General features: G+C 63.9%; 19 protein-coding genes. 7 read left to right on the top strand and 12 right to left on the bottom strand.

Annotated features, from left to right (window positions below; all coding sequences use genetic code 11):
- Nucleotides 1-5: 5 nt before the first annotated feature.
- From G3480_RS13735 to mnmG, 5 genes are all read right to left on the bottom strand, one after another.
- The gene (locus G3480_RS13735; RefSeq protein WP_164654460.1) at nucleotides 6-386 is read right to left on the bottom strand and encodes an ATP synthase subunit I; all 381 of its coding nucleotides are present in this window, start codon (nucleotides 384-386) and stop codon (nucleotides 6-8) included.
- 148 nt (nucleotides 387-534) lie between these two features.
- Entirely contained in the window at nucleotides 535-1467 is a 933-nt protein-coding gene (locus G3480_RS13730; protein WP_164654459.1) for a ParB/RepB/Spo0J family partition protein, read from the bottom strand.
- A gap of 11 nt (nucleotides 1468-1478) precedes the next feature.
- On the bottom strand, nucleotides 1479-2267 hold the full coding sequence (locus G3480_RS13725; RefSeq protein ID WP_164654458.1) for a ParA family protein: 789 nt from the start codon (nucleotides 2265-2267) through the stop codon (nucleotides 1479-1481).
- A 6-nt stretch (nucleotides 2268-2273) separates the two neighbouring features.
- Nucleotides 2274-2924 (bottom strand): 16S rRNA (guanine(527)-N(7))-methyltransferase RsmG, encoded by a 651-nt coding sequence (rsmG, locus tag G3480_RS13720; protein ID WP_164654457.1) that lies wholly within the window; start codon nucleotides 2922-2924, stop codon nucleotides 2274-2276.
- Complete coding sequence (gene mnmG / locus G3480_RS13715; protein ID WP_164654456.1) at nucleotides 2921-4801, bottom strand: tRNA uridine-5-carboxymethylaminomethyl(34) synthesis enzyme MnmG; 1881 nt, start codon at nucleotides 4799-4801, stop codon at nucleotides 2921-2923. The genes rsmG and mnmG overlap by 4 nt, the downstream gene beginning before the upstream one ends.
- Nucleotides 4802-4940: 139 nt before the next feature.
- Here mnmG and G3480_RS13710 point away from each other — a divergent pair, with 139 nt between their 5' ends.
- The 3 genes from G3480_RS13710 (at nucleotide 4941) to G3480_RS13700 (ending at nucleotide 9044) form a co-directional block, all read left to right on the top strand.
- Nucleotides 4941-5897: an AAA family ATPase gene (locus G3480_RS13710; RefSeq protein ID WP_164654455.1), complete on the top strand. Its 957-nt coding sequence runs from the start codon at nucleotides 4941-4943 to the stop codon at nucleotides 5895-5897.
- A gap of 131 nt (nucleotides 5898-6028) precedes the next feature.
- On the top strand, nucleotides 6029-7057 hold the full coding sequence (locus G3480_RS13705) for a DUF58 domain-containing protein (RefSeq protein WP_164654454.1): 1029 nt from the start codon (nucleotides 6029-6031) through the stop codon (nucleotides 7055-7057).
- The gene (locus G3480_RS13700; protein WP_164654453.1) at nucleotides 7050-9044 is read left to right on the top strand and encodes a transglutaminase TgpA family protein; all 1995 of its coding nucleotides are present in this window, start codon (nucleotides 7050-7052) and stop codon (nucleotides 9042-9044) included. The genes G3480_RS13705 and G3480_RS13700 overlap by 8 nt, the downstream gene beginning before the upstream one ends.
- A gap of 22 nt (nucleotides 9045-9066) precedes the next feature.
- On the opposite strand, the gene G3480_RS13695 is transcribed toward G3480_RS13700, so the two are convergent.
- On the bottom strand, nucleotides 9067-11505 hold the full coding sequence (locus G3480_RS13695; protein WP_164654452.1) for a response regulator: 2439 nt from the start codon (nucleotides 11503-11505) through the stop codon (nucleotides 9067-9069).
- A gap of 525 nt (nucleotides 11506-12030) precedes the next feature.
- Here G3480_RS13695 and G3480_RS13690 point away from each other — a divergent pair.
- Complete coding sequence (locus G3480_RS13690) at nucleotides 12031-12243, top strand: tyrosine-type recombinase/integrase (protein WP_338114138.1); 213 nt, start codon at nucleotides 12031-12033, stop codon at nucleotides 12241-12243.
- Nucleotides 12244-12318: 75 nt separating this feature from the next.
- Here the strand turns inward: G3480_RS13690 and G3480_RS13685 are convergent, their stop codons facing one another.
- On the bottom strand, nucleotides 12319-13266 hold the full coding sequence (locus G3480_RS13685; RefSeq protein ID WP_164654451.1) for an Rpn family recombination-promoting nuclease/putative transposase: 948 nt from the start codon (nucleotides 13264-13266) through the stop codon (nucleotides 12319-12321).
- Between the two features lie 417 nt (nucleotides 13267-13683).
- Here G3480_RS13685 and G3480_RS13680 point away from each other — a divergent pair, with 417 nt between their 5' ends.
- Entirely contained in the window at nucleotides 13684-13944 is a 261-nt protein-coding gene (locus tag G3480_RS13680) for an antitoxin family protein (protein ID WP_164654450.1), read from the top strand.
- Nucleotides 13944-14357 (top strand): type II toxin-antitoxin system VapC family toxin, encoded by a 414-nt coding sequence (locus tag G3480_RS13675; RefSeq protein ID WP_164654449.1) that lies wholly within the window; start codon nucleotides 13944-13946, stop codon nucleotides 14355-14357. Before G3480_RS13680 ends, G3480_RS13675 begins: the two co-directional genes overlap by 1 nt.
- Before the next feature lie 69 nt (nucleotides 14358-14426).
- On the opposite strand, the gene G3480_RS13670 is transcribed toward G3480_RS13675, so the two are convergent.
- The 5 genes from G3480_RS13670 to G3480_RS13650 all read right to left on the bottom strand — a co-directional run bounded on the left by G3480_RS13670 (nucleotide 14427) and on the right by G3480_RS13650 (nucleotide 19644).
- Nucleotides 14427-15617, bottom strand: a complete 1191-nt coding sequence (locus G3480_RS13670; RefSeq protein WP_338114137.1) for a reverse transcriptase domain-containing protein — start codon at nucleotides 15615-15617, stop codon at nucleotides 14427-14429.
- A gap of 305 nt (nucleotides 15618-15922) precedes the next feature.
- Nucleotides 15923-17227, bottom strand: coding sequence for a DUF58 domain-containing protein (locus tag G3480_RS13665; protein WP_164654447.1), 1305 nt, complete (start codon nucleotides 17225-17227; stop codon nucleotides 15923-15925).
- A 38-nt stretch (nucleotides 17228-17265) separates the two neighbouring features.
- Nucleotides 17266-18051, bottom strand: coding sequence for a PP-loop family protein (locus G3480_RS13660; protein WP_167752469.1), 786 nt, complete (start codon nucleotides 18049-18051; stop codon nucleotides 17266-17268).
- Complete coding sequence (locus tag G3480_RS13655; protein WP_164654446.1) at nucleotides 17978-18598, bottom strand: metallophosphoesterase family protein; 621 nt, start codon at nucleotides 18596-18598, stop codon at nucleotides 17978-17980. Before G3480_RS13655 ends, G3480_RS13660 begins: the two co-directional genes overlap by 74 nt.
- Nucleotides 18599-18645: 47 nt before the next feature.
- Complete coding sequence (locus tag G3480_RS13650; protein WP_164654445.1) at nucleotides 18646-19644, bottom strand: zinc-dependent alcohol dehydrogenase family protein; 999 nt, start codon at nucleotides 19642-19644, stop codon at nucleotides 18646-18648.
- A gap of 209 nt (nucleotides 19645-19853) precedes the next feature.
- On the opposite strand from G3480_RS13650, the gene G3480_RS13645 reads away from it, so the two are divergent.
- On the top strand, nucleotides 19854-21428 hold the full coding sequence (locus tag G3480_RS13645) for a GNAT family N-acetyltransferase (RefSeq protein ID WP_164654444.1): 1575 nt from the start codon (nucleotides 19854-19856) through the stop codon (nucleotides 21426-21428).
- Nucleotides 21429-21617: the final 189 nt, after the last annotated feature.

The following is a 21617-nucleotide window of genomic DNA, read 5'->3' as shown; positions in this document are numbered from 1 at the left end:
CATTCTCACTTCGTGGTTCGGCTGTCCAGTTGAGCGGCAATGATGGTCGCAACCACCTGGACTACGAAGTAGGCCGCAAGCAATGCCGCTATGTTCAAGTCGTCGAGCGTTGCAAAGGCAACGGCGAATACGCCGACAATCAATACAATTTTGGCGACCTCGCCGCCGTAAAAACGAGCAACGAGCCGCTCTGGCTTTTGAGCACGGTATTCGCGAAAAACCCAACCAGCGAGCATGGCGTTTGCCAGCACGCAGGTTCCGGCCCCGATCAGCACTGAAATTGCAACTGGAGCGCCAAACGGCAAAGCTGCTATTGCTAAGACCAAGCCAAGAATGAACTGGATCGTTACGATCTTCTTGACCTGGCGCACGTCAGGCTGTTGCATCAGACAATCGCGAGTAGGTGAGCGCCTGGCTCACCGGGCGGGCAGTATAAGGGGTCATCGATATTGGGTCAACGGACCTCAAAGACTTTAATGCACCCATTCGCTCCGCTTAGCGGTCGCAAGGCGCGCGGCAGCTGATGAAACCGACTCACTTGATGTGCGAGAGGATGCCATCAAGCTCGTCCAGGGTGTTGTAAGCGATGACCAGCTTGCCGGAGCCACGGGTACCATGCTGGATCTGGACCTGAGCACCGAGCTTGTCGGTCAGATCAAGCTGCAGGCGTCGAATGTTGGGATCGAGCCCTGGCGGCGGAGCGCTCTCCGCCGAGTCCTCCTCCGCCTGTTGGAGCCGCTTCACCAGCCGCTCGGTCTCGCGCACGGAGAGCCCTGCGGTCACGACCTGCTTCGCCGCCTGACTCTGGGCAACCCCTTTCAAACCGAGCAAGGCGCGAGCGTGCCCCATCTCCAACTGGCTCTGCTCGACCAGCGCCTTGACGTCCGCCTCCAGCTCGAGCAGCCGCAGCAAGTTGGTCACCATGGTGCGCGACTTGCCGACAGCCTCCGCGATCTGCTGATGCGTCAGGCCGAACTCGGAGATCAAGCGCGCGAGCGCACTCGCCTCCTCCAGGGGATTGAGATCGGCGCGCTGGATGTTCTCGATGAGCCCAATCGCCAGTGCGGCCTGCTCATCGACATCGCGGATCACCACCGGAATCTCCGCAACACCTGCCTGCTGACAGGCCCGCCAGCGGCGCTCACCGGCGATGAGTTCATAGCGCGCGCCGCCCTCGCTGGGTTCCGACAGCGGACGCACCACGACGGGCTGGATCACGCCCTGCGCCATGATGGAATCGGCCAGCTCGCGCATCGCATCCGCATCGAAATCGCGACGCGGCTGATAGCGACCGCGCTGAATGTGCTCCAGCGGCAAGTGCGCAACCTGACTGGCGGGATTAGCCGCGGCGTCGCCTTGAGGACTCGACAGCACCGCAACCGGCGGCGTGCGCGCGGCACCGAGCAGGGCATCGAGACCGCGGCCCAGCCCTTTCTTCTTCGCCGAAGACTTTTGATCGATGTCCATGTGGCTTGTGATCAGGCAGCCCGCTGGCGCTTATCGTGACGCCGCAGGACCTCGCTCGCCAGCGCCAGATAGGCGATCGCGCCCTTAGAGAGCGGGTCGTAGATCAGGGCTGACTGGCCATGGCTCGGGGCCTCCGCCAGACGCACGTTGCGCGGAATGATGGTGCGGTAGACGTCGTCTTTGAAGTGGGTGATGAGCTGGGTCGAAACCTGATTGGCGAGGTTGTTCCGCGGATCGTGCATGGTGCGGAGGATCCCTTCGATGCGCAGACCGGCATTTCGATTCTCCCGAATCTGCTCGACGGTATCCAGCAAGGCGGACAGTCCCTCAAGGGCGTAGTACTCGCACTGGATAGGGATCAGCACCCCCTGCGCCGCGACCAATGCATTCACCGTCAGCATGTTCAGCGACGGCGGGCAATCCACGATCACGGTCTCATAGGCCTCCGCCGCGCTCGCCAGCACCTTGGTCAGGCGCCGCTCGCGGTCCTCGGAGTCGATGAGACCGATCTCGGCCGCGGTCAAATCACCGTTCGAAGGCAGAAGATCGAAGCCGGGCGATGGCTCGATCACACGCTGAATGCAATCGGCGATTGCGATGTCGGTCAGCAGCAGATCGCAGGCTGTGTAGCTGAGATCGTGCTTGTTGACCCCGCAGCCCATGGTCGCGTTTCCCTGAGGATCCAGATCCACGAGAAGCACGCGGCGCTTTAGCGACGCGAGCGACGCAGCAAGGTTGACCGCCGTCGTGGTCTTACCGACCCCGCCCTTCTGATTGGCGATCGCAATGATGTTGGCCATGTCGGCTCAATCACTCCGGATTTCGATCAAGTGTCGTGTTTCGTCTAAGAAAGGCACACGGAGAGGGTGGACCCTTGGGGCAGCGGCCGCGAAGCCCGAGACATCGAAGGCGTCGTCCGTTTGGCGACCTTTCATCAGGAGCAGCCGCCCCGGTCGGGCGAGCCAATGGGCGGTCGGGGCTCGCAGAATCTCACCGGCGGCAACTGCGCGACTCACTATTGTACTGAATTTTCCCTGCGGCAGGTATGTTTCCATCCGCGATTGCGCGGGCTCGACGTTCGCGAGCCCCAGCTCCAAGACCACCTGGCGCACGAAACGGACCTTCTTGCCGTTGCTGTCGAGCAGGTGAAAACGCCGCGCGGGATTCACTATGGCAAGCGGAATTCCTGGCAGGCCCGCGCCCGTGCCGATGTCGAGGACGGTCGCGCCGAAGAGGAATGGCTGGATGGCCAGACTATCCAGCAGATGCTTGACGACCATCTCGAGAGGATCACGCACCGCCGTGAGGTTGTAGGCGCGATTCCAGCGCACCATCAGCGCCAGATAGTGCAACAGCGCCGCTTGCTGCCCCGCCGTCAGCGCAAGCCCGAGATCACGACTGCCCACCGACAGCCGCTCGGCCAAGCGCGCGTCATCCTGTGCCTCGCTCGCCGTCATGACGCCGCCAGGTGCCGCTTCAAATGAATCAGCAGCAAGGAGACCGCCGCTGGCGTGACGCCGGGAATGCGCGCCGCCTGACCAATGGTAGCGGGACGCACGCGCAGAAGCTTCTCGCGGACCTCGACCGAGAGCCCCCGGACCTGATCGAAATCGAAGTCCTCCGGCAGCCTCTTGACCTCCTGCTCACGCTGGCGCGCAATCTCGGCGCGCTGGCGGCTGATGTAGCCGTCGTAGCGCGCCTGGATCTCGAGCTGCTCGGTCACGTCGTGCGGCAGCGTCTCGGGTGGATCCCCCGTCAGCGCCCGAATGCCGTGGTAGTCGACACTCGGGCGCGCCAGCAGATCCAGCGCGCGGGCCTCACGCCGCAGCGGCTCGCCCAGCACCCGGGTCATGAGCGCCGCATCCAGCACCTCCGGCCTCACCCAGGTCTCGCGCAGGCGTTGACGCTCGCGCTCGATCGCCTCGCGCTTGAGTTCGAAGCGCTGCCACTGTTCGTCCCCAACTAAGCCGAGCCGACGGCCGGTCTCTGTCAAACGCAGATCCGCGTTGTCTTCCCGAAGCATGAGCCGGTACTCAGCTCTGCTGGTGAACATACGATAGGGTTCGTTGGTCCCACGGGTGATGAGATCGTCGACCATGACGCCGAGATAGGCCTCGTCACGGCGCGGCAGCCAGGCCTCACGCCCTTGCGTCTGAAGCGCGGCGTTGGCGCCGGCCAGCAGGCCCTGGGCGCCAGCCTCCTCATAGCCAGTGGTGCCATTGATTTGACCGGCGAAGAAGAGACCCTGGATGAAGCGGGTCTCGAGCGACGGCTTGAGGTCGCGCGGATCGAAAAAATCATACTCGATGGCATAGCCGGGACGCGTGAGGTGCGCCTGCTCGAGGCCGGCGATGGAGCGCACCAGCGCCTCCTGGATGTCGTACGGCAGGCTGGTCGAGATGCCGTTGGGATAGACCTCATGGGTATCGAGCCCCTCCGGCTCGAGGAAGATCTGATGCGAGGCCTTGTCGGCGAAGCGCACGATCTTGTCCTCGATCGAAGGACAGTAGCGCGGCCCGACACCCTCGATCACGCCAGTGAAGAGGGGCGAGCGCGACAGACCGGAATGGATGATCTCATGCGTCTTTTCGTTGGTATGCGTGATGTGACAACTCAGCTGACGTGGGTGGTCGGACGGACTCCCGAGGAAGGAAAAGACCGGGACCGGCTCGTCTCCAGGCTGCTCCTGCAGCCGGCCGTAGTCGATGGTGCGGCTGTCGATCCGCGGCGGCGTGCCGGTTTTGAGACGCTCGACACGGAATGGCAGCTCGCGCAGCCGCTGAGCAAGGGCATTGGACGGTGGATCTCCGGCTCGACCACCCTCATAGTTCGAAAGTCCGATATGAATACGGCCGCCGAGAAAGGTCCCGACCGTCAAGACGACCGCGCGCGCGCGAAAGCACAGCCCCATCTGGGTCCGCACACCCACGACGCGATCCTGCTCGACGATGAGGTCGTCGACGGCCTGCTGGAAGACGGCGAGATTGGGCTGGTTTTCCACGCCAGAGCGCACCGCCGCCTTGTAGAGCGCGCGGTCGGCCTGGGCGCGCGTGGCGCGCACCGCAGGCCCCTTGCTGGCGTTGAGCACGCGAAATTGAATACCGCCGCGATCCGTGGCCCGCGCCATCAGACCACCGAGCGCATCGATCTCCTTGACCAGATGACCCTTACCGATACCGCCGATCGCCGGATTGCAACTCATCTGACCAATGGTCTCGATGTTCTGGGTGAGCAGCAGGGTGCGCGCGCCGCAGCGCGCGGACGCCAGTGCCGCCTCGGTGCCGGAGTGTCCGCCGCCGACCACCACCACATCATATACATCGCTTGCGATCATGAGAATGCGCCTGAGTCGATCGAGCCGCCTAGTTTAACCCAATCCCGGTTCAACCCAATCCCGCCGGACAAAGACGATTGAAAAGAAAGACTTATTTGCGGCCCACCTGGACAGGCGCCGCTAAGGGAGCAACCAGACGATGAACCTAGCGCAACGCCGATCCCAAACCGAGACCCCGTCGCGAGCAGCACTCGCCGACACCATCCTCGACAACGCCGGCAGGGTCATTCTCGGCAAGGACCACGAGCTGCGGCTTGCGCTCGCCTGCCTCCTGGCGCGCGGGCACCTGCTGATCGAAGACCTGCCGGGGGTGGGCAAGACGACGCTGGCGCACCTCCTCGCCCGCCTCCTGGGGCTCGACTACTCACGAATTCAATTCACCAGCGACTTGCTGCCGGCAGACGTTATCGGCGTTTCCGTCTACGACCGCGCCACCGAGGGCTTCCGCTTCCACCCCGGCCCCATCTTCTCGCAGCTCATCCTCGCCGATGAGATCAACCGCGCTACGCCCAAGGCGCAGAGCGCCCTCCTTGAAGCCATGGAGGAGCGCCAAGTCACGGTCGAGGGCGAGACGCGCCCCCTCCCGGAACCCTTCTTCGTCATCGCCACCCAGAATCCGCTGCATCAGGTCGGGACCTATCCGCTGCCCGAGTCGCAGCTCGACCGCTTCCTGATGCGCATTCAGCTCGGCTACCCGGAGGCCGAGCAGGAAAAGCGACTGCTCGCCGGCGAGGACAGGCGCGACATGGTCGCGCGCCAAGCGCCGGCCTTGACCAACGCGCAACTGATCGAGCTGCAGCGCTCCGTGGCGCTGATCCATGCAGCCCCCCCCATCATCGACTATGTCCACGCTGTGTTGCAGTTCACGCGCGGCTCGGAGCGTTTCGCCTACGGGCTTTCGCCGCGGGCGGGCCTCGGCATGCTGCATGCCGCCAAGGCTTGGGCCTTCCTGGCCGGGCGCGACTACGCGATCCCCGAGGACGTTCAGGCCGTGCTGCCGGCCTGCGTCCTGCACCGCCTGGTCTCGGGCGAGCTCGGGCAACGCGACGGCGCCGAGGATGCGGCCAGCTTCATCCTGGACAGCATCCCGGTTTAACGCGACCGAGGCTCAGCATGGCATCAACTGCGGAACGTCGCTTAGAAAGCGTCCATCAACAACTTCCCCCCTTTCACAAAGGGGGGCTAGGGGGGATTTCGGGCGGCATCGCTCGCATCGGGAAACAATTGATGGACACGCTCTTAGGCTGGAGCAGCCCCCAAAGGGCTGCGCCTGGGGCGCCCCAGGGCGTTGTCGGCGCAATCAGGGGCCGAGTCCGGCGTCACTTTCAGAAGATGCTGCGCCGCGCCCCACTGGGTCCGGATGGGGTCGCCCGCATCGGGGCGCGCCAAATCTACATTCTGCCGACGGCAGCCGGCATGACCTACGGCGCCGTCATGATGGTCATGCTGCTCGGCTCGTTGAACTATCAGAACAACCTGGGCCTGCTCTTCACCTTCTTCCTGGCCTCGGTCGGCATCATCGCCATGCACCACGCCTGGCTGAATCTGCTGGGACTCGCGGTACAGGTACGTGGCGGCCCTGCCGTCTTCAGCGGCGAAACAGCAACCTTTGCGATCACCGTGCACGCCGAGGGCCGGCGCGCCCGCTACGACATCCAGACCCGCAAGGACCGCAAGACGACCGCGCCGCTCCCCATCCCAGCGGGCGACCAAGCCTCAATCACGCTTGGCATACCGACGGCGCGACGCGGCCTGCTCCAACTCGACAGGCTCACCCTTGCGACACGTCACCCTATGGGTCTCTTTCACGCCTGGTGCTATGTCGAAACCGATGCCAGCACGCTCGTCTATCCCGCGCCTGCGGCACAGGCGCCCGATCCCGGCTATGACAGCGGGGACGCGCGACGCCCCCACAAAGATCGCGGCGACGGCATGGAGGACTACCTCGGCTCGCGCGGCTACCGGCCAGGTGACTCGCCGCGGCATGTCGACTGGAAGGCCTACGCGCGCGAGCGCGGCCTGTTAGTCAAGGAGTTCGGCGGCGACGAGGGTCAGGATGTCTGGATCGATTGGTCGACCCTGAGGTCGGGCGACACAGAGACCCGACTCAGCCTGCTGACGCGCCAGGTCTTGGATGCGACCGAGGCCGGGCTTCGCTTCGGCCTGCGGCTGCCCGATGGCCTGGAACCACTGGCACGAGGGGCGGCTCATGCCCAGCGCTGCCTGACCCGACTCGCGCTCTTCCAACATGGCTAAGCGGCAGATCCCCAAGGGCGAGCGCCCAGAAGCCAGACAGACCCTCTGGGCGAGCCTGCTCGTCCTCACCGCCTGCCTGCCGCTGATGCAGCATCTGCAATGGCAGGTCAACGCCTTCCTCCTGCTGATCTTCGCGGTCCGTCTGCTCAGTCTGCGCTGGCCGTCGGCGATGCCGGGAAAGGGTCTTCGAATCCTCCTGACCTTCGCGGGCGTCGCGAACTGCCTGCACGGCTACCACACCCTCGCCGGGCAGGATGGCGGGGCAGCGCTGTTCGCGACCATGATCACCCTGAAGCTCTTGGAACTCGAGTCGCGGCGTGATCTACGCCTCGTCACCATCCTCATCGGCTTTCTCATCGTCGTGCAGTTTCTCTTCGACGAGTCTTTCGCCATCGCCGTCTATTTCGGCGTCATCGCCCTGGGCGTGGTCGCGCTGCTGGTGCACTTGAACGGTGGCCTCGGCGCAGGCGGCCCGCGCCCAGCGCTCAGAATCGCCTATCCGCTCGTGCTGCAGGCGATTCCCTTGACGATCGTGCTCTTCGTGCTCTTTCCTCGGCTGGAAGCCCCGCTGTGGAATCTCGGATTCGAGCGCGAAGCCGCCATGACGGGGATGTCCGACACCATGGAGCCTGGCGCCATCAGCGAACTCGTCGTCAATGGCGAGGGGGCCTTCCGGGTCCGATTCGACGACGAGCCACCCGACAGCGACCAGCTCTATTGGCGCGGGCCGGTGCTCTGGGATATGGACGGGAAACGCTGGACGCAAGGGACCCCGCCGCGCGACGCCGCCGACGGCCTGCTCCAAGCCGAGGCGCCCATCGACTACGAGGTCGTCTTGGAGCCAACCAAACAGCGCTGGCTCTTCGCCCTGGACATGCCGGTCAGCGCACCCGAGGGCGCCTTCGTCACGCCTGATCTGCAGGTCATCTCGCACCGCCCCATCAACTCACTCAAGCGTTATCGCGTACGCTCCGCACTCGTCTATCGGACAGAGGAGCCCAGCCCGGCGCTGCGCGAGCTTGCACTGCGCCTACCAGACAACATCACGCCGCGCATGCGCGCGCTCGTCGCGGACTGGAAGACGCAAACCGATACGGACTGGCAGCTGGTGCAGCGCGGTCTCGCCTTCTTCAATCGCGAGGCATTCCACTACACCCTGGAGCCGCCAGCGCTGGGCAGGAACGCGGCCGACGAGTTCCTCTTCGAGACCCGCAAAGGCTTTTGCGAGCACTATGCCAGCGCCTTCGCCCTGCTCATGCGCATCGCCGGCATCCCCTCGCGCATCGTGCTCGGCTATCTCGGCGGCGAGGACAACGACATCGGCGGTTACAAGATCGTGCGTCAGTCCGACGCCCACGCCTGGGTGGAAGTGCTGATCCCGGAGCGCGGCTGGGTCCGCGTCGACCCCACGGCGGCGGTCGACCCCTCGCGCATCGACCGCCGCAGCGCCGCGCGCCTACTCGGGGCCAGCAGCACCTCATTGCGCTTCAACCTCAAGGAGAGCAGCGGCCTGGTGCGCTTCGTCCGTAACATGAGGCTGCTGGCCGATACGCTGGACGCCACCTGGCAGAACTGGGTGCTCGACTTCTCGACCGAGGATCAAATGGCCCTGCTGGACAAGCTCGGGCTGGGCGCCTTGCGCGAATACGGCCTCGCGGCGCTCATGATGCTGGCCGTATCCCTCACCTTGGCCGTCGTGGTACTCGCACTGAGTCGCGACAAGCCCCGGCAGGACGCCTTGGATGCGCTCTATGCGCGCTTCTGCCAAAAACTGACGCGCATCGGTCTGCCCAAGCAGCGCCAAGAAGGGCCGAGCGACTACGGGCGGCGCATCGCCGCCGAGCGCCCGGACCTGAAGGGACCGGTCAGCCGCTTCCTGGCGCTCTACATACCCAGCCGCTACAGCGCCAACGCCTCACCCGAAGCCATTGAGCGCCTGCGCACCCAGCTGCGCGGGTTCGCCCCCAAGCCCAAGGGCCGCCATTGAGGCATCCTTGGCGGTTCGCAGCTCACGCCGCGCGCGTCCGGCTGATCCAGGTATGGATGGTGCCATAGAGTTCTTTGAGTCCGAGTGGCTTACTCAAGTAGTCGTCCATCCCAGCCTCGAGGCATTGCTCCCGGTCGCCCGGCATAGCGAGGGCCGTCAGCGCGATGATCGGAGTGCGCCGCAGCTTCGGATCTCGGCGAAGTCGACGCGTGGTCTCCAGACCATCCATCTCCGGCATCTGGACATCCATGAGGATGACCTCCGGATGCCGATCGCGCGCCAGCTCGATTGCCTTGACGCCGTCGCTGGCGGTCCAGACCTCGCAGCCCTGCATCGCGAGATAGGTCGAGAACATCTCCAAGTTGCTCTCGTTGTCGTCAACCAGGAGCACGCTCGGACGCTCAAGCGATGCGCCTGCCGTATGAGAGACGGCATCGCCCGCTGGCACCGCCCCGAAGCGCTCCGACGCTTGCGCCTCACCGGACCAGGGCAGGACGATCTCGAAGCGACTGCCCTTCCCGACCTGGCTGGTTACCTCGATGCGACCTCCGTGCAGCTCGGCCATGCCGGCGGCGAGGGCCAGCCCCAAGCCGGTGCCATCGAACTGGCGCGCCGGACGACTGTCCAGCTGGACGAAGGGCTTGAACAGCCGATCGAACTGATCCTCCGGAATGCCCATCCCGGTATCCCAAATGCCGAAGCGCAGCGCTCCGGCAGCCAAATCGCCCTTGACGTCAAGACCGATGGCGCCGCCTTCTGCGGTGAACTTGACCGCATTACTGAGCAGATTGACCAGCATCTGCTTCAGCCTGCGACTGTCTCCCCGCGCCAGCTGAACCTCGGGATCGAGGCTGAGCGAAACCTGCAGCGCCTTGCGCTTTGCCGAGGGGCCAACCAGGCGCAGGCTGGCATCACAGAGCTGACTGACCGGAACCTGGTCCCAGCGCAGACTCATTTGTCCGGATGCCACCCGGGACATATCCAAGACGTCGTTGATCAGCTCCAAGAGGTGCTTGCCGTTCTCGTGGATCATGCGAACGGCCTTGTCCTGCTGCTTGCTGAGCGGCCCGAGCAAGCCGTCGCCCATGGTCTCCGACAGCCCCAGGATAGAGGTCAAGGGCGTGCGCAGCTCGTGACTCATGGCGGCGAGGAATTCGTCCTTGGCCTGAGCCGAGCGGGCAAGCTCGGCATTGGCGCGATCCAGTTCCAGCGTCCGCTCACGCACCCGCTCAGCGAGCTGTGAGCGTTCTTCAGCCAAGGCGTGGTGAGCAACCTTGAGCGCCGCCTCCGCGTCCTTGCGCGCCGAGATGTCCGAGAAGGTCACCACGGCGCCGACCAGCTCGGCCTCCCGTCGAATGGGATTGGCAAAGTACTCGACCGGGAAATGCGTCCCGTCGGCGCGCCAGAAGATCTCATCGTCGACACGCGCAGGAATACCATCGCGATAGGTGGTGTAGGCCCCGCAGCACTCGACTGGATAGGGCGTCCCGTCAGGGCGCGAGTGATGCAAGGTCGCGTGCATATTGCGGCCGATCAGACCCGCTGGCGAGGCATAGCCAAGCATGCGCGCGCCGGCCGGGTTGCAGAAGATGCAACGTCCCTCTCGGTCAACGCCATAGATGCCCTCGCCGGTCGATTCCAGCAGCAGCCGAGACCTGGCTTCGCTCTGCGTCAGACTCGCCTGAAACCTGGCGAGACTCTCCTGCATGGCCTTGAGCGCGCCCAGCATCTCGGCCTGCTCGCCCCTTCCCTTGATGTCGATAGGCGCCGAGAAATCGCCGGCGCTGATGCGTCGTGCCACGGCAGTGACGGTCGCGATTGGCTGACCGATGGTGCGGTCCACCAGCCAGATGAGGAAGAGCACGGCAAGGCTCGTCACGGCCATCATGAGGACGAGAATCCATTGCTCGATCCGCTGGGTGCGGGACTCGATGCGGCCCAAGGTCGCGGCTTTGTGCTCGAGTGCGGCCGCAACGACCTCATCGATCAGATCGGCCGGCTCGCGATCGATGCCTCTGACGCGTCTGTCGACCTCGAGCTGAGGGCTCGGATCATGGCGCCGATAATAGATCAGCGCCGCGCGGTACTCCTGGCCGAGCCGCTGATGCGCCCGAAGGAAGCGCTCGGCGGTCGCCTTGGCCTCCGGGCTCTCGCTCAACAGGGCGATCAAGCCGGCGATGCTCCGACGCGTCTTCCCCTCCTCGGACTCGAAGCGCTGGAAGTAATCGTCGTAGAGTTCCGACTGCTGGCCGCGCAGCAGCACATTCTTCCATTCCTGCACCTGCTTCTTGAAGTGCACCTGGGCATTGAGGGCGGCGACCAGGACATCTGAAGACTGCTCACGGACCGCTGCCTCGCGGCTCGCGGCCTGGGTGAGGAGGTAGAAGCCGTAAAGGCTCACGATCAGATTGACGATCAGGATGGCGATCAGCGCTAAGGCGAGCTTGGTTCGAATGTGCATGCGTTGCAGGTGGGAGTAGGACAGGTGGGCCGAGCGGGTCCTTGCTCAGGGGACCCCGTCTAGGAGCCTGTCCGACTTAGGATGAATCGGCTGCGGAATCGGGAGAACGGTCCCTTTCGCCCCGCTTTTTCGTTACATAGAACCACTATGCGCCTCAAAACCGGAACGAAATGGCCTCGCTCTCCCACTTCCTCGCTTCGATCCCCCCAAGTCGGACAGGCTCCTAGATGATCCGGCGCCAGTGGCCGGCCGAACAGCGTCAGAGCAATGCTGGTGTCGCTCACGTTATTCCGCGAATTTATCTCAGAATAATTCCCGCTAGACCTGCCAGTTTCCGCCACCGCGGTTGTCGAGGCTTGTGAGCCACGACGATGCCCGTCTATTGGGCCTTCGTTGTGGCAGCAGCCGGCCAAGAGCTGACGCTCGCCGGTCAGATACGCAATACGCAACTTCTGCTAAACGCGGGGAGCGGAAAGCCGAGCTGGTAGTTCGCCACACTTGTCCGCCCGTCATTAAGCGCGCATCGTGAAGCGGTGGATCGAACTCATGGGGGCTGATCTCCAGGAGTATGGAACGCACGCGTTGCGCCGAACCAAGGCAACGTTGATCTATCGGCAGACCAAGAATTTGCGCGCGGTCCAGCTGCTCCTCGGGCATCGGAAAATCGAAAGCACCGGGCGCTACCTAGGAGTGGAGGTGGACGACGCTCTCGACATTGCCGAGCACATTGAGTGCTGAAGGCGAGGCGGGCGCTGAGCGAAGGCTGGGCGCCTCTCGGAAGTCTATTCATGGGTGTCTACGAAGCGCTGATCCTCAAGTCGGGTCCTTGAGTATCTCTTCCAGAGTCGCGCACTCTAGGACGCGATCGGCCCAAACCTCGAGCTCGTCCTCGCTCGCCTGCTCAAGGTGCGCCTCTGCCCAGGGCGGTAGTACACCAAAGCGTCGGACCAACTGCCGGCGCAGCAGCTTGGCCTCGCCCTCCGAGACACCCTGTTGTTTCCACTCCTCGGTCCAGGTCTTCACCCGTTCGGCCAACATGGCACGCATCTCCTGAAGATCGTTGACGTTCGTTAGCTCGGCGCCTGGAACCCGCGCTGGTAACAGCACGCGCTTGAGCCAGACCACGAAGGCACGGCGCAGGCTATCCTGCTCGGGGGCGGCCAGCCACTCGATCAGACTCGCCAGCACCCGCTCGATATCCTCGGGGCGGCGACTGCTCTCGAGTCGGAACAGGGCGGCGGCGATATTGCGCTGTCCGGCCAGCGCGGTATCCGCCAGCCGTTGCTCGTCCAGCAACAAGTATCGGAACTGGGGCTGCCAGCGGCGCAGCTGTTCGGGCAGGTCCGGCTCGATCAGCTCATCGAGACTGGTCTTGGCCCACCAGGACTTCTCACCATTGTAGAGGACAATGGGTAGGACCGGAGGCAGTGGGTCGCCAGCCGGGATCTCGCCGGCCGCGGCCAGATCCTGATAGAGCAGTCCGACATAGGTCAACAGCCGCACCGCCATGAAGCGATCAACCGTCGACTGGAACTCCAACAGCAGATAGACGTAGACCCAGCGCTCGCCCCAGCGCAACCGCCAGATCATGTCGTCCTCGCGCTCGCGCAGATCGTGGCTGATCCCGATCTCGCTGACGCGTTGCAGGGTGGTGAAGTCCAACTGCTCGACCCACTCCTCCTGCACGAAGCCACGGATCAGGTCCGCCACCAGGTCGCGGTGTGAGAACAGGAGTTTGTAGGAAGGATCGTGGTCGGCCATCAGGGACGAGTGGACTGTTTTCGGCGTGAAGAAACCATACCGGAATCACGCCCAGATGATAGCGATTGAGCAACGAAAAAACCTCAAATCCGCCCCGCAGCGGTCGCTCAGCAGCGACTGCTGTCGGGCAGGTAGACGCGGAAAGGAGTCAGTCGAGAGTCTGGGACGAGCGGCAAGTCACGACCCAATGCAGTCACAGCGCGGCAACTCCTGAAGGTCTGCAATGGATCGGAAACCAGACCCTCTTTACGCCAGCGGCGCAATCGTCGATCCCAAAGATTCCCCCATCGGCTCAACCTGGCGCTACCTTCGAGTCACGGCCGATGGCAGGGGTGCCACACGTGAGCAGAGAGGAGCCTCCATGTTCGGGTATCATCTCGTCCAATAGCCTAGGCGACGAGAAGACTGAGGTTCCCCATGTCACAGCACCTGAGAGCGATCTATGAGGACGGCGTGTTTCGCCCGCTGGAGCCGGTACGGCTCGCCGATCATCAAGAAATTACCTTGGTCCTGGAAACCACTGAGAACGTGGCGAGCGCGACCGACGACGAGAGGCCGATCTGGGAGGTCGCGGCGGCTTTGGCGCGTGACATCCCGGAAGATGCGCTGAGCAGCCTTCCCACCGACGGCGCAGCCCAACATGACCACTACCTCTACACCGCCCCCAAGCGCGGCTGATGCGCCGCGTTTTCGCCGATACCTTCTACTGGATCGCCCTGCTCAATCCCAGGGACCAGGCGCACGACCTTGCGGTCAGCGTTAGCAATGGCCTTGGTGCTGTGAGGATCGTCACCACCGAGGAGGTGCTCACGGAGTTCCTCAACTTCTTCGGCTCGCGTGGCACCCACCTTCGCCGCGCGGCCGCCGGACTGGTGGAACAGATGCGATCAGATCCGATGATTGATGTCGCCGCACAGACCCACGCGGGCTTCCTGGCGGGTTGCTTGCTCTACCAGGCACGTCCGGACAAAGGCTACAGCCTGACCGACTGCATCTCCATGAACGTCATGCGTCGCGACGGGCTGATCGAGGTGCTGACAAACGACGAGCACTTCACGCAGGAGGGTTTCTCCTGCCTGCTCCGCGATTAGGCTCGGTCAACCGGTGGCCGGCACCATCCGCCAAGCAATCGCCCGCTCGCGAATCCCGGTCCAGTCTTGCTATCCCTGCCGCACCACCAGCACCGAGCGCCCTTGCCCGGTCAACCGCGCCAGGCTCCGCCCGAACAGCCGGACCGGTAGGCCGAACAGCGCCCGGCGGCGATTCTCGCGCAGCGGCTTGAGCCCCAACAGCCGCGCCACCGGCGCATCGCGGCGATCGTACAGCTCATAGTAGGTGCCGACCTGAAACAGCAGCGCGTCGTCGGGGTAGCGACCACGCACCCAGGCAGACTGCGCCCGCACGTTGGTCAGCGCCTTCGGCATCCGCCAGCGGGGCTGGAGCCGATGGACCGCCGCGTCCCACGCGAAATACACCGCGAGCCAAGCATGCTGGCGCCAGAGCGTCTGCCACAGATTGAAGGCATTGGCGCGCTTGAAGTGCCCGAGGTAAGACGCCAGCACCGCCTGCAGCCGGTCGAGGTCCGCTGCATCGAAGCGGTAGGTCACGACCCCCGCCTGCTCCGACACCATGAGTTCCCGGTAGACGCGCAGCCGCGCCTTCAGCGCGGCCACCACGCGCCGGCGCACCAGCCGGTAGTCCCGCCGCACGATATAGCCGAGGAAATCCACGCCGTCAGACAACGGGCGCAGTCGCTCGCGGGGGTTCAGCTCCAGCGACAACTCGGCGTCGAGGTAACGCGCGATCAGTCGCCGCCAGTACAGCAGTTCGTCCCGGTCCGCCGACAGCAGCACGAAGTCGTCGCAATAGCGCAGGTAGTGCCGGCACCGAAGTCGATGCTTGACGAACCGATCCAGGCCGTTCAGATAGACGTTGGCGAAGAACTGGCTGTTCAGATTGCCGATGGGCAGCCCCTTACCGGGCTCGCAGCGCAGCAGGCTCTTATGGGGCGGCACCTGCTCCAGCTCGCCGGGCGCGCCCTTGACGATATGGCCGTCGGTGCAATCATGAAACACTAGCAGTTCGGTTAGCCAGCGGGCATCGTCGTCGGCGATGTGCGGCACCAGCAGCCGCCACAGGATCGCCTTGTCGATGCGCATGAAATAATTGCGGATGTCGAGCTGCAGGTACCAGGCGCGGCGCTGGCCATTGGCAGTGACCTGACGGATGAACCGCTGCAGCCGGTCCACCGCGGCATGCACGCCCTTGCCCTTGCGGCAGGCGTAGGAGTCGTGGATAAAGGCCCGCTCCCAATATCGCTCCAGATGGTCCACCAGCACATGGTGGACCACCCGGTCGGCGAAGTCCGCGGCGAAGCTCTCTCTGAGCTTCGGCCGTTGCGTAACAAAGCAGACAGACGGGGCGGGGCGGTGGCAATGCGGGCAACATGGCCGGTGGCGAGGTCGGCGAATCTAAGAAAGTCGCGACGAAATCGTGTTGGGAATAACAAATGCCGTGGCGAGGCTCGTCCACTGAGCACAACGGACCCCGCCACAGCAGGCGGCTGTCATGACCCACGCTGAAAGATTGGCGCTGCGCCATCTCGGCGGAGCAGCGGCTGAGACGCCGGCTCGGAGCCTTCTTCAAGAACGGCTGATTAGAGCAAGCCGGCGCGCTTGATCGCAAAATAGCGGTTGACCAAGGCGACTGGAAGTTGCCCCGGCAGCAGGTCAAGCACCTGGACACCGAGATGCTGCAGGCGCTCCTGATGACGCCGCCGCTGCGCGAGCCAGCCGTTGACGGCATGAAAACGCAAGGCGCCGCGAAGATCTTGAACAGGCGCATCCAGGCTTTCGTCCAAGGACGACTCCCTGAGATCCGCGATCACGACAAGGTGGCGGCGACGCAGCAAGGCGGCGGCTTGCTGCAGCCCAGCCTGATCCTCATCGCGGCTATTGGTGAGCATGACCACCAAGGCACGCCTGGGCAGCGCCCGCAGTAACGCCTGCCCCGCAGCCAATGGGTCCGCTGCCTCCATGCTCGGCTGGATGTCGTAGACAGCCTCCAGCATCCGGCTCACCGTCGCGGGCTCCTTGCGCGGCGCGAGCCAGCGTTTGGTTCCGCCGTAGGTCATCAGCCCCACAGCATCCCCTTGACGGACCGCGACATAGGCCAGCAGGAGCAGTGCGTTCAGCGCCTCGTCCAGGTGCCCTCGCCCCGCATCCAGGTGACGCATGCGGCGACCGCAGTCGAGCAAGAACACGAGCCTCTGGTCGCGCTCGTCCTGGTATTCGCGCGAGATCGGCTTGCGCATGCGCGAGGTCGCCTTCCAGTCGATCTGGCGCAGGCTGTCACCGCGCCGATACTCGCGCAGCTGATGGAACTCCGCCCCAATCCCGCGCCGTTGCAGGCGACGCACACCCACCTGCGCGAGCTGGTCGTTGGCGGCCAGCAGGGTGTATTGACTGATCTCGGCGAAATTCGGAAAGACCCGAAGCAGGGTTGGCAGATCCAAGGTACGCCGCTGCTGCCACAGTCCCAAGGGAGAGCGCAGGAGCACATCGCAGCCGGACATGGGGAAATCGCCACGCTCGACGGGGCGCAGCCGATAGCGCAGGGCGGCACGCGCCTTGGGGGCAAGACGCAGAGACTGAGGAAGCCCATCAACGCCGAACTCGGCTGGATGAAGATCGTGCACCTCCATCCCGAGCCGATACTCGGAGGGGTTCTCGAAATCAAGCTCCACCGGACTCCAGACACCCTGCGGCAGCGTTCGGCCCATGCGGCGCCTGATCCTTGGCGATGGCAAGCTTCGCAGCAGCAGAAGATCCGCCGCGACGACCCCAAAGACGAGGATAGCGGCCACCTGCCACAGCAGCACGGCCGACGGCAGCCAGACCGCAGCCAGGCCAATGCCGGTCCAGACAGCCAGGACAACGACGAGGGATTGACGGGGTCTCATGCGCGCCTTGACCGCGGCCGTCGCTGCCAAGCGCGCATTCAAGCGACCTCGGAATCTTGAGTCTTGCGGCCCGGCTCGGGCAGTCCGCCCTCGGTCATGATGGGCTTGATGGCGTGGAGGATGCTAGCGAAGAGGGTGCTGTGCGCATCCTCCTCGCGCGCCAGCAGCGCCTTCATGTGCTCGCGCCGCGTCGGCATGGAGAAGCAGGCCGGGCAGGAGTCTGGAATGATCGGGAGCCCCGCCCGACGCGCAAAGTCCCCGGTCTGGCGCTCACGGCAGTAGACCAGCGGACGAATAATGCGGATGTCACCGTCATTGTTCAGATAGTGCGCCTTCATGGTCCTCAACTGCCCGCCGTGAAAGATGGACATCAGCAGGCTCTCGGCAAGGTCGTCGAGGTGCTGACCGAGTGCGAGGACGTTGTAGCCCTGCTCACGGCAGATGCGATACATGATGCCGCGCTTCATGCGGGAGCAATAGGCGCAAAAGGAATCACCGTCCATATGCGACTTGGCTTGCTCCATCAGGGGTTGCTGCTCGTAGTGCCAAGGCACACCGATGCGGTCGTAGTAGTCCTTGAGCGACTGGGGATCGAATCCTGGCACCTCAGGATCCACGGTGAGGACGCCGAGTTCGAAGCGGACCGGGGCATAGGTGCGCAGATGGCTCAGGATCTGCAGCAGCGACAGTGAATCCTTGCCGCCGGAGACCCCGAGCAGAATGCGGTCTCCGTCACCGATCATGCGGAAGTCAGCGATCGCGCGTCCGACCTGCCGTAGCAGCGTCTTGGGCGGTTTGGCCAATGTGGGATTGGGTCTTGTCATGGAGATGAGTGTATCTCAGTCTCCGGTTCAGCAAGGTCAAGGGGAAGCGATAAGTCTCGAGATGCCAATCGCCCGCGGTCGCGACCAGCACCAAGCAAGAGGGGCCGCCGTGCGTACGCGCACGCCCGGCGGCACCAGGGTTCAGCACCCAAGGCGCCGGCTGAAGGTCTTCGACGAGCCGATGGCTATGGCCGTAGACGATCGCACGGACTTCGGGGAAGCGGGCGCGCAACAGCCGATGCCGATCCCGCGCCGGCACTTGATGACCGTGAATCACCGCGAGCTTGCCGCCGGGCAGCGGCTGCTCGATCCATTCCGGCAAGTGGACCAGCAGCTGGCGGTCCTGCTCCGGCCACTTGCGGGCGACATCATTGTTGCCAAAGACGGCGAGCACGCGCCCAAGCCTGGGCTGCAGCTCCGCGAGGATGGACGCGCGACCGATGTCGCCACCGTGCACGGCCAGATCGCACCCGGCAACGACCTCTTGGACACGCGAGTCGATCGCCCCGTGAGTATCCGAAAGGAGCGCAATCCGCACCTTTGTCATGGTTGCGATCTGTTCCAAAAGAACCTCTTCTTTGCTGTTCGCCGCACTCAGTCCATGGTCAGTGCCAGCTTGCCGGTCACATGCCCTTGCTCGATCAGCTGATGTGCGTCGGCGGCCTGCGCCAGCGGAAACGTCCGAGACACATGAATGCGCAGATCGCCACGGTCGATGAGATGGCTGCAGCGACGCAGGATCTCCCCTTGATGCACGCGTGCCCGAGGCAGATCTCTGAGCATCGGGGTCAGCATCAATTCCAGACTGATCCGCAGATTGCGCAGCCGCGCTTCTTTGAGATCCAGGCTTGGCCCAGGCTCTAGGATGGTCACGAGATCGCCGTAATGCGCCATCGCGGGGATGCTTTGGCGAAAGACGTCAGGCCCCACGGTATCGAACGCGATATCCACGCCCTCGCCCCCCGTCCATTCCATGACGGATTCGACGAGGTCTTCCTCCTTGTAATTGATGCAGTATTCCGCGCCCAGCGCATGCGCGAACTCCGCCTTCTCGGCACTGGAGACCGTTGTGCAAACGCGCGCGCCAGCAGCCTTGGCAAGCTGAATCGCGACATGCCCGACGCCGCCCGCGCCCGCATGGACAAGCACCCGCTGCCCCTCGTGCAAGCGTGCGCGATCATGCAAGGCCTCCCAGGCCGTGAGCAGCACGAGCGGCGCAGCCGCCGCCTCGGTCATCCCGATGCTGCGCGGCTTGGCCTGGGCCAGGTGATTATTGATGACAATGTACTCGGCGTAGTTGCCAACTGGACCACCGATGCCGCCGTAGCAAAACCAGACCTCGTCCCCCGGCTTGAAGCGCGTTACCTCAGCACCAACGGCCTCCACCACACCAGCGCCATCGCAACCCAGCACAGCCGGCAGTCCAGCCGGGAGCATGGGGCCGTTGTTGCGCACCTTGGTATCAACAGGATTGACACCCGCCGCGCAGAGCTTGACCAGGATGTCGTCAGGGCCCTGCAGCTCCGGCTGCTGACGATCGACGTAATCCAACACATCCAGTCCGCCGGTCTCACGTATCTCGATAGCTTTCATGACTGCGTAAACGCCTCCTGAGCAGGGTGCCGACTGCGCGTCGGCCGAGTGAGATCTTGGTGACGAAACATGGTTACTCGATCCTCTTGATGTAAGGGCGTGGGCGTCGATTGAACAGCCCAGCGGTCTGCGCTGACGACGCACCGCCTTCTGTCGCCGTAGCGAATGAAGTAACGTATGCGGCGCCCCTAAACCTCCGGAGAGCCAGCGTGCCCGAGAAATCCAACCCCAGTTCCGCCAAGCCCAGGCTCGTCGTCCGTAACGCACGCATCAAGGACATCTCGGCAATACGCACCCTTGTCTCAAAGGTTTACGAGCCATCCAAGATGGGCACCTACTCGGCGGCGATGCTTCGGGGCCAGATCAACAACTTTTCGGAAGGCCAGTTCGTCGCCGAATATCAAGGGGCCATTGTAGGCTATTGCGCCACCTTTCTGATCGATGCCCAATACGCCCTCAAGCCGCACACCTGGCGAGAGATCACCGGCGGCGGCTATGCCTCGCGCCACAATCCCGACGGTGACTATCTCTACGGCATGGAAGTCTGCGTCGACCCGGACTACCGCGGCCTTCGCATCGGCCAAAGGCTCTACGACGAGCGCAAGAAGCTGGCGCGCTCCTGGGGCGCGAAGGGCATTGTCTTTGGCGGCCGACTGCCAACGCTCGCCAAGCGCCTGCGGCGATTCGGGACCGCCGAAGACTATTTGGACCAGGTCAAGTCCAGTCAGCAGCGCGATCCCGTGCTGACCTTTCAGATGCGCAATGGCTTTGAGGTCTTGGGATTGATGCAGGACTACCTGCCTGAAGACAAGGAGTCGCTGGGCTACGCCGTGCATCTGCTCTGGCGCAATCCCAACGCACCGGACGAGCAGGAAGAAAAGCGCGCCAAGACCTATGGTGCCAGATTACCGGACACCGTGCGGGTCGCGACCGTGCAATACATGCAGCGCCGCGTTGGCTCCTTCGCCGAATTCATCGATCTCGTCCGCTACTTCGTCGACGTGACCGCGGACTATCGCGCCGATTTCGTCGTCTTTCCCGAACTCTTCTCGCTCCAACTGCTCTCCATGGAGGACCAAGAACTCTCCCCGGCAGAATCCATTGAGGCACTCACCAAATATACGGAGCCGCTGAAAGAAGCACTCCGAGACATGGCCGTGCGCCACAACATCAACATCATCGGCGGCTCGCATCCAACGCGCATGCCCAACGGCCGGGTCGAGAACGTCTGCTATATCTGCCTGCGCGGCGGTGAGATCCACGAGCAGCCCAAGATTCACCCCACACCGAATGAGGTCTATTGGTGGAACATCGAGGGCGGCCACTCCATGAACGCCATCAACACCGACTGTGGACCCATTGGGGTGCTCATCTGCTATGACGCCGAGTTCCCCGAGTTGGGGCGGCACCTCGTCGACCAAGGCGCCAACATCCTCTTCGTGCCATTCTGCACGGACGAGCGCCAGTCCTACCTGCGCGTCCGCTATTGCGGACAGGCCCGCGCGGTCGAGAACCAGTGCTACGTCGTGCTGTCCGGCAATGTCGGCAACCTACCCAATGTCCACAACATGGACATCCAATACGCTCAAAGCTGCATTCTCACACCCTGCGACTTCCCCTTCGCCCGCGACGGCATCGCGGCTGACACCACCCCGAATGTCGAGACAGTCGCCTTTGCCGACCTGCGTCTGGAGGCGCTGCGCGCCGCCCGCAACAGCGGCACGGTCCAGAACCTCAAGGATCGACGCCATGATCTCTACACGACGATCTGGCGTGAAAAATAATGCCCTTGACTGACCGCTCGCAGGCATGAGATGGCGTGGCCTCGATCATCCTTTGGCCCAAGCGCACGACCGGTGGGAGCGGCGCCCCCCCCCCCCCGGGGGCCGCTGCCGCGGGGGCGCCCCGCCCCCCACGCGGTTGCGGAAAGGAGGGGAAATTGGGAACAAACACCCCGACGGGGCCCAGAAAAA

This window comes from Thiorhodococcus mannitoliphagus (assembly GCF_010915725.1).
GTDB classification, from domain to species: domain Bacteria; phylum Pseudomonadota; class Gammaproteobacteria; order Chromatiales; family Chromatiaceae; genus Thiorhodococcus; species Thiorhodococcus mannitoliphagus.
This window is presented reverse-complemented; position numbering and strand designations above follow the sequence as displayed.

Excerpts from the sequence above, each read along its gene's own strand:
- G3480_RS13735 (WP_164654460.1), bottom strand. The coding sequence starts at position 386 with ATGCAACAGCCTGACGTGCGCCAGGTCAAGAAGATCGTAACGATCCAG.
- G3480_RS13730 (WP_164654459.1), bottom strand. The coding sequence starts at position 1,467 with ATGGACATCGATCAAAAGTCTTCGGCGAAGAAGAAAGGGCTGGGCCGC.
- G3480_RS13725 (WP_164654458.1), bottom strand. The coding sequence starts at position 2,267 with ATGGCCAACATCATTGCGATCGCCAATCAGAAGGGCGGGGTCGGTAAG.
- rsmG (WP_164654457.1), bottom strand. The coding sequence starts at position 2,924 with ATGACGGCGAGCGAGGCACAGGATGACGCGCGCTTGGCCGAGCGGCTG.
- mnmG (WP_164654456.1), bottom strand. The coding sequence starts at position 4,801 with ATGATCGCAAGCGATGTATATGATGTGGTGGTGGTCGGCGGCGGACAC.
- G3480_RS13710 (WP_164654455.1), top strand. The coding sequence starts at position 4,941 with ATGAACCTAGCGCAACGCCGATCCCAAACCGAGACCCCGTCGCGAGCA.
- G3480_RS13705 (WP_164654454.1), top strand. The coding sequence starts at position 6,029 with ATGGACACGCTCTTAGGCTGGAGCAGCCCCCAAAGGGCTGCGCCTGGG.
- G3480_RS13700 (WP_164654453.1), top strand. The coding sequence starts at position 7,050 with ATGGCTAAGCGGCAGATCCCCAAGGGCGAGCGCCCAGAAGCCAGACAG.
- G3480_RS13695 (WP_164654452.1), bottom strand. The coding sequence starts at position 11,505 with ATGCACATTCGAACCAAGCTCGCCTTAGCGCTGATCGCCATCCTGATC.
- G3480_RS13685 (WP_164654451.1), bottom strand. The coding sequence starts at position 13,266 with ATGGCCGACCACGATCCTTCCTACAAACTCCTGTTCTCACACCGCGAC.
- G3480_RS13680 (WP_164654450.1), top strand. The coding sequence starts at position 13,684 with ATGTCACAGCACCTGAGAGCGATCTATGAGGACGGCGTGTTTCGCCCG.
- G3480_RS13675 (WP_164654449.1), top strand. The coding sequence starts at position 13,944 with ATGCGCCGCGTTTTCGCCGATACCTTCTACTGGATCGCCCTGCTCAAT.
- G3480_RS13665 (WP_164654447.1), bottom strand. The coding sequence starts at position 17,227 with ATGAGACCCCGTCAATCCCTCGTCGTTGTCCTGGCTGTCTGGACCGGC.
- G3480_RS13660 (WP_167752469.1), bottom strand. The coding sequence starts at position 18,051 with ATGACAAGACCCAATCCCACATTGGCCAAACCGCCCAAGACGCTGCTA.
- G3480_RS13655 (WP_164654446.1), bottom strand. The coding sequence starts at position 18,598 with ATGACAAAGGTGCGGATTGCGCTCCTTTCGGATACTCACGGGGCGATC.
- G3480_RS13650 (WP_164654445.1), bottom strand. The coding sequence starts at position 19,644 with ATGAAAGCTATCGAGATACGTGAGACCGGCGGACTGGATGTGTTGGAT.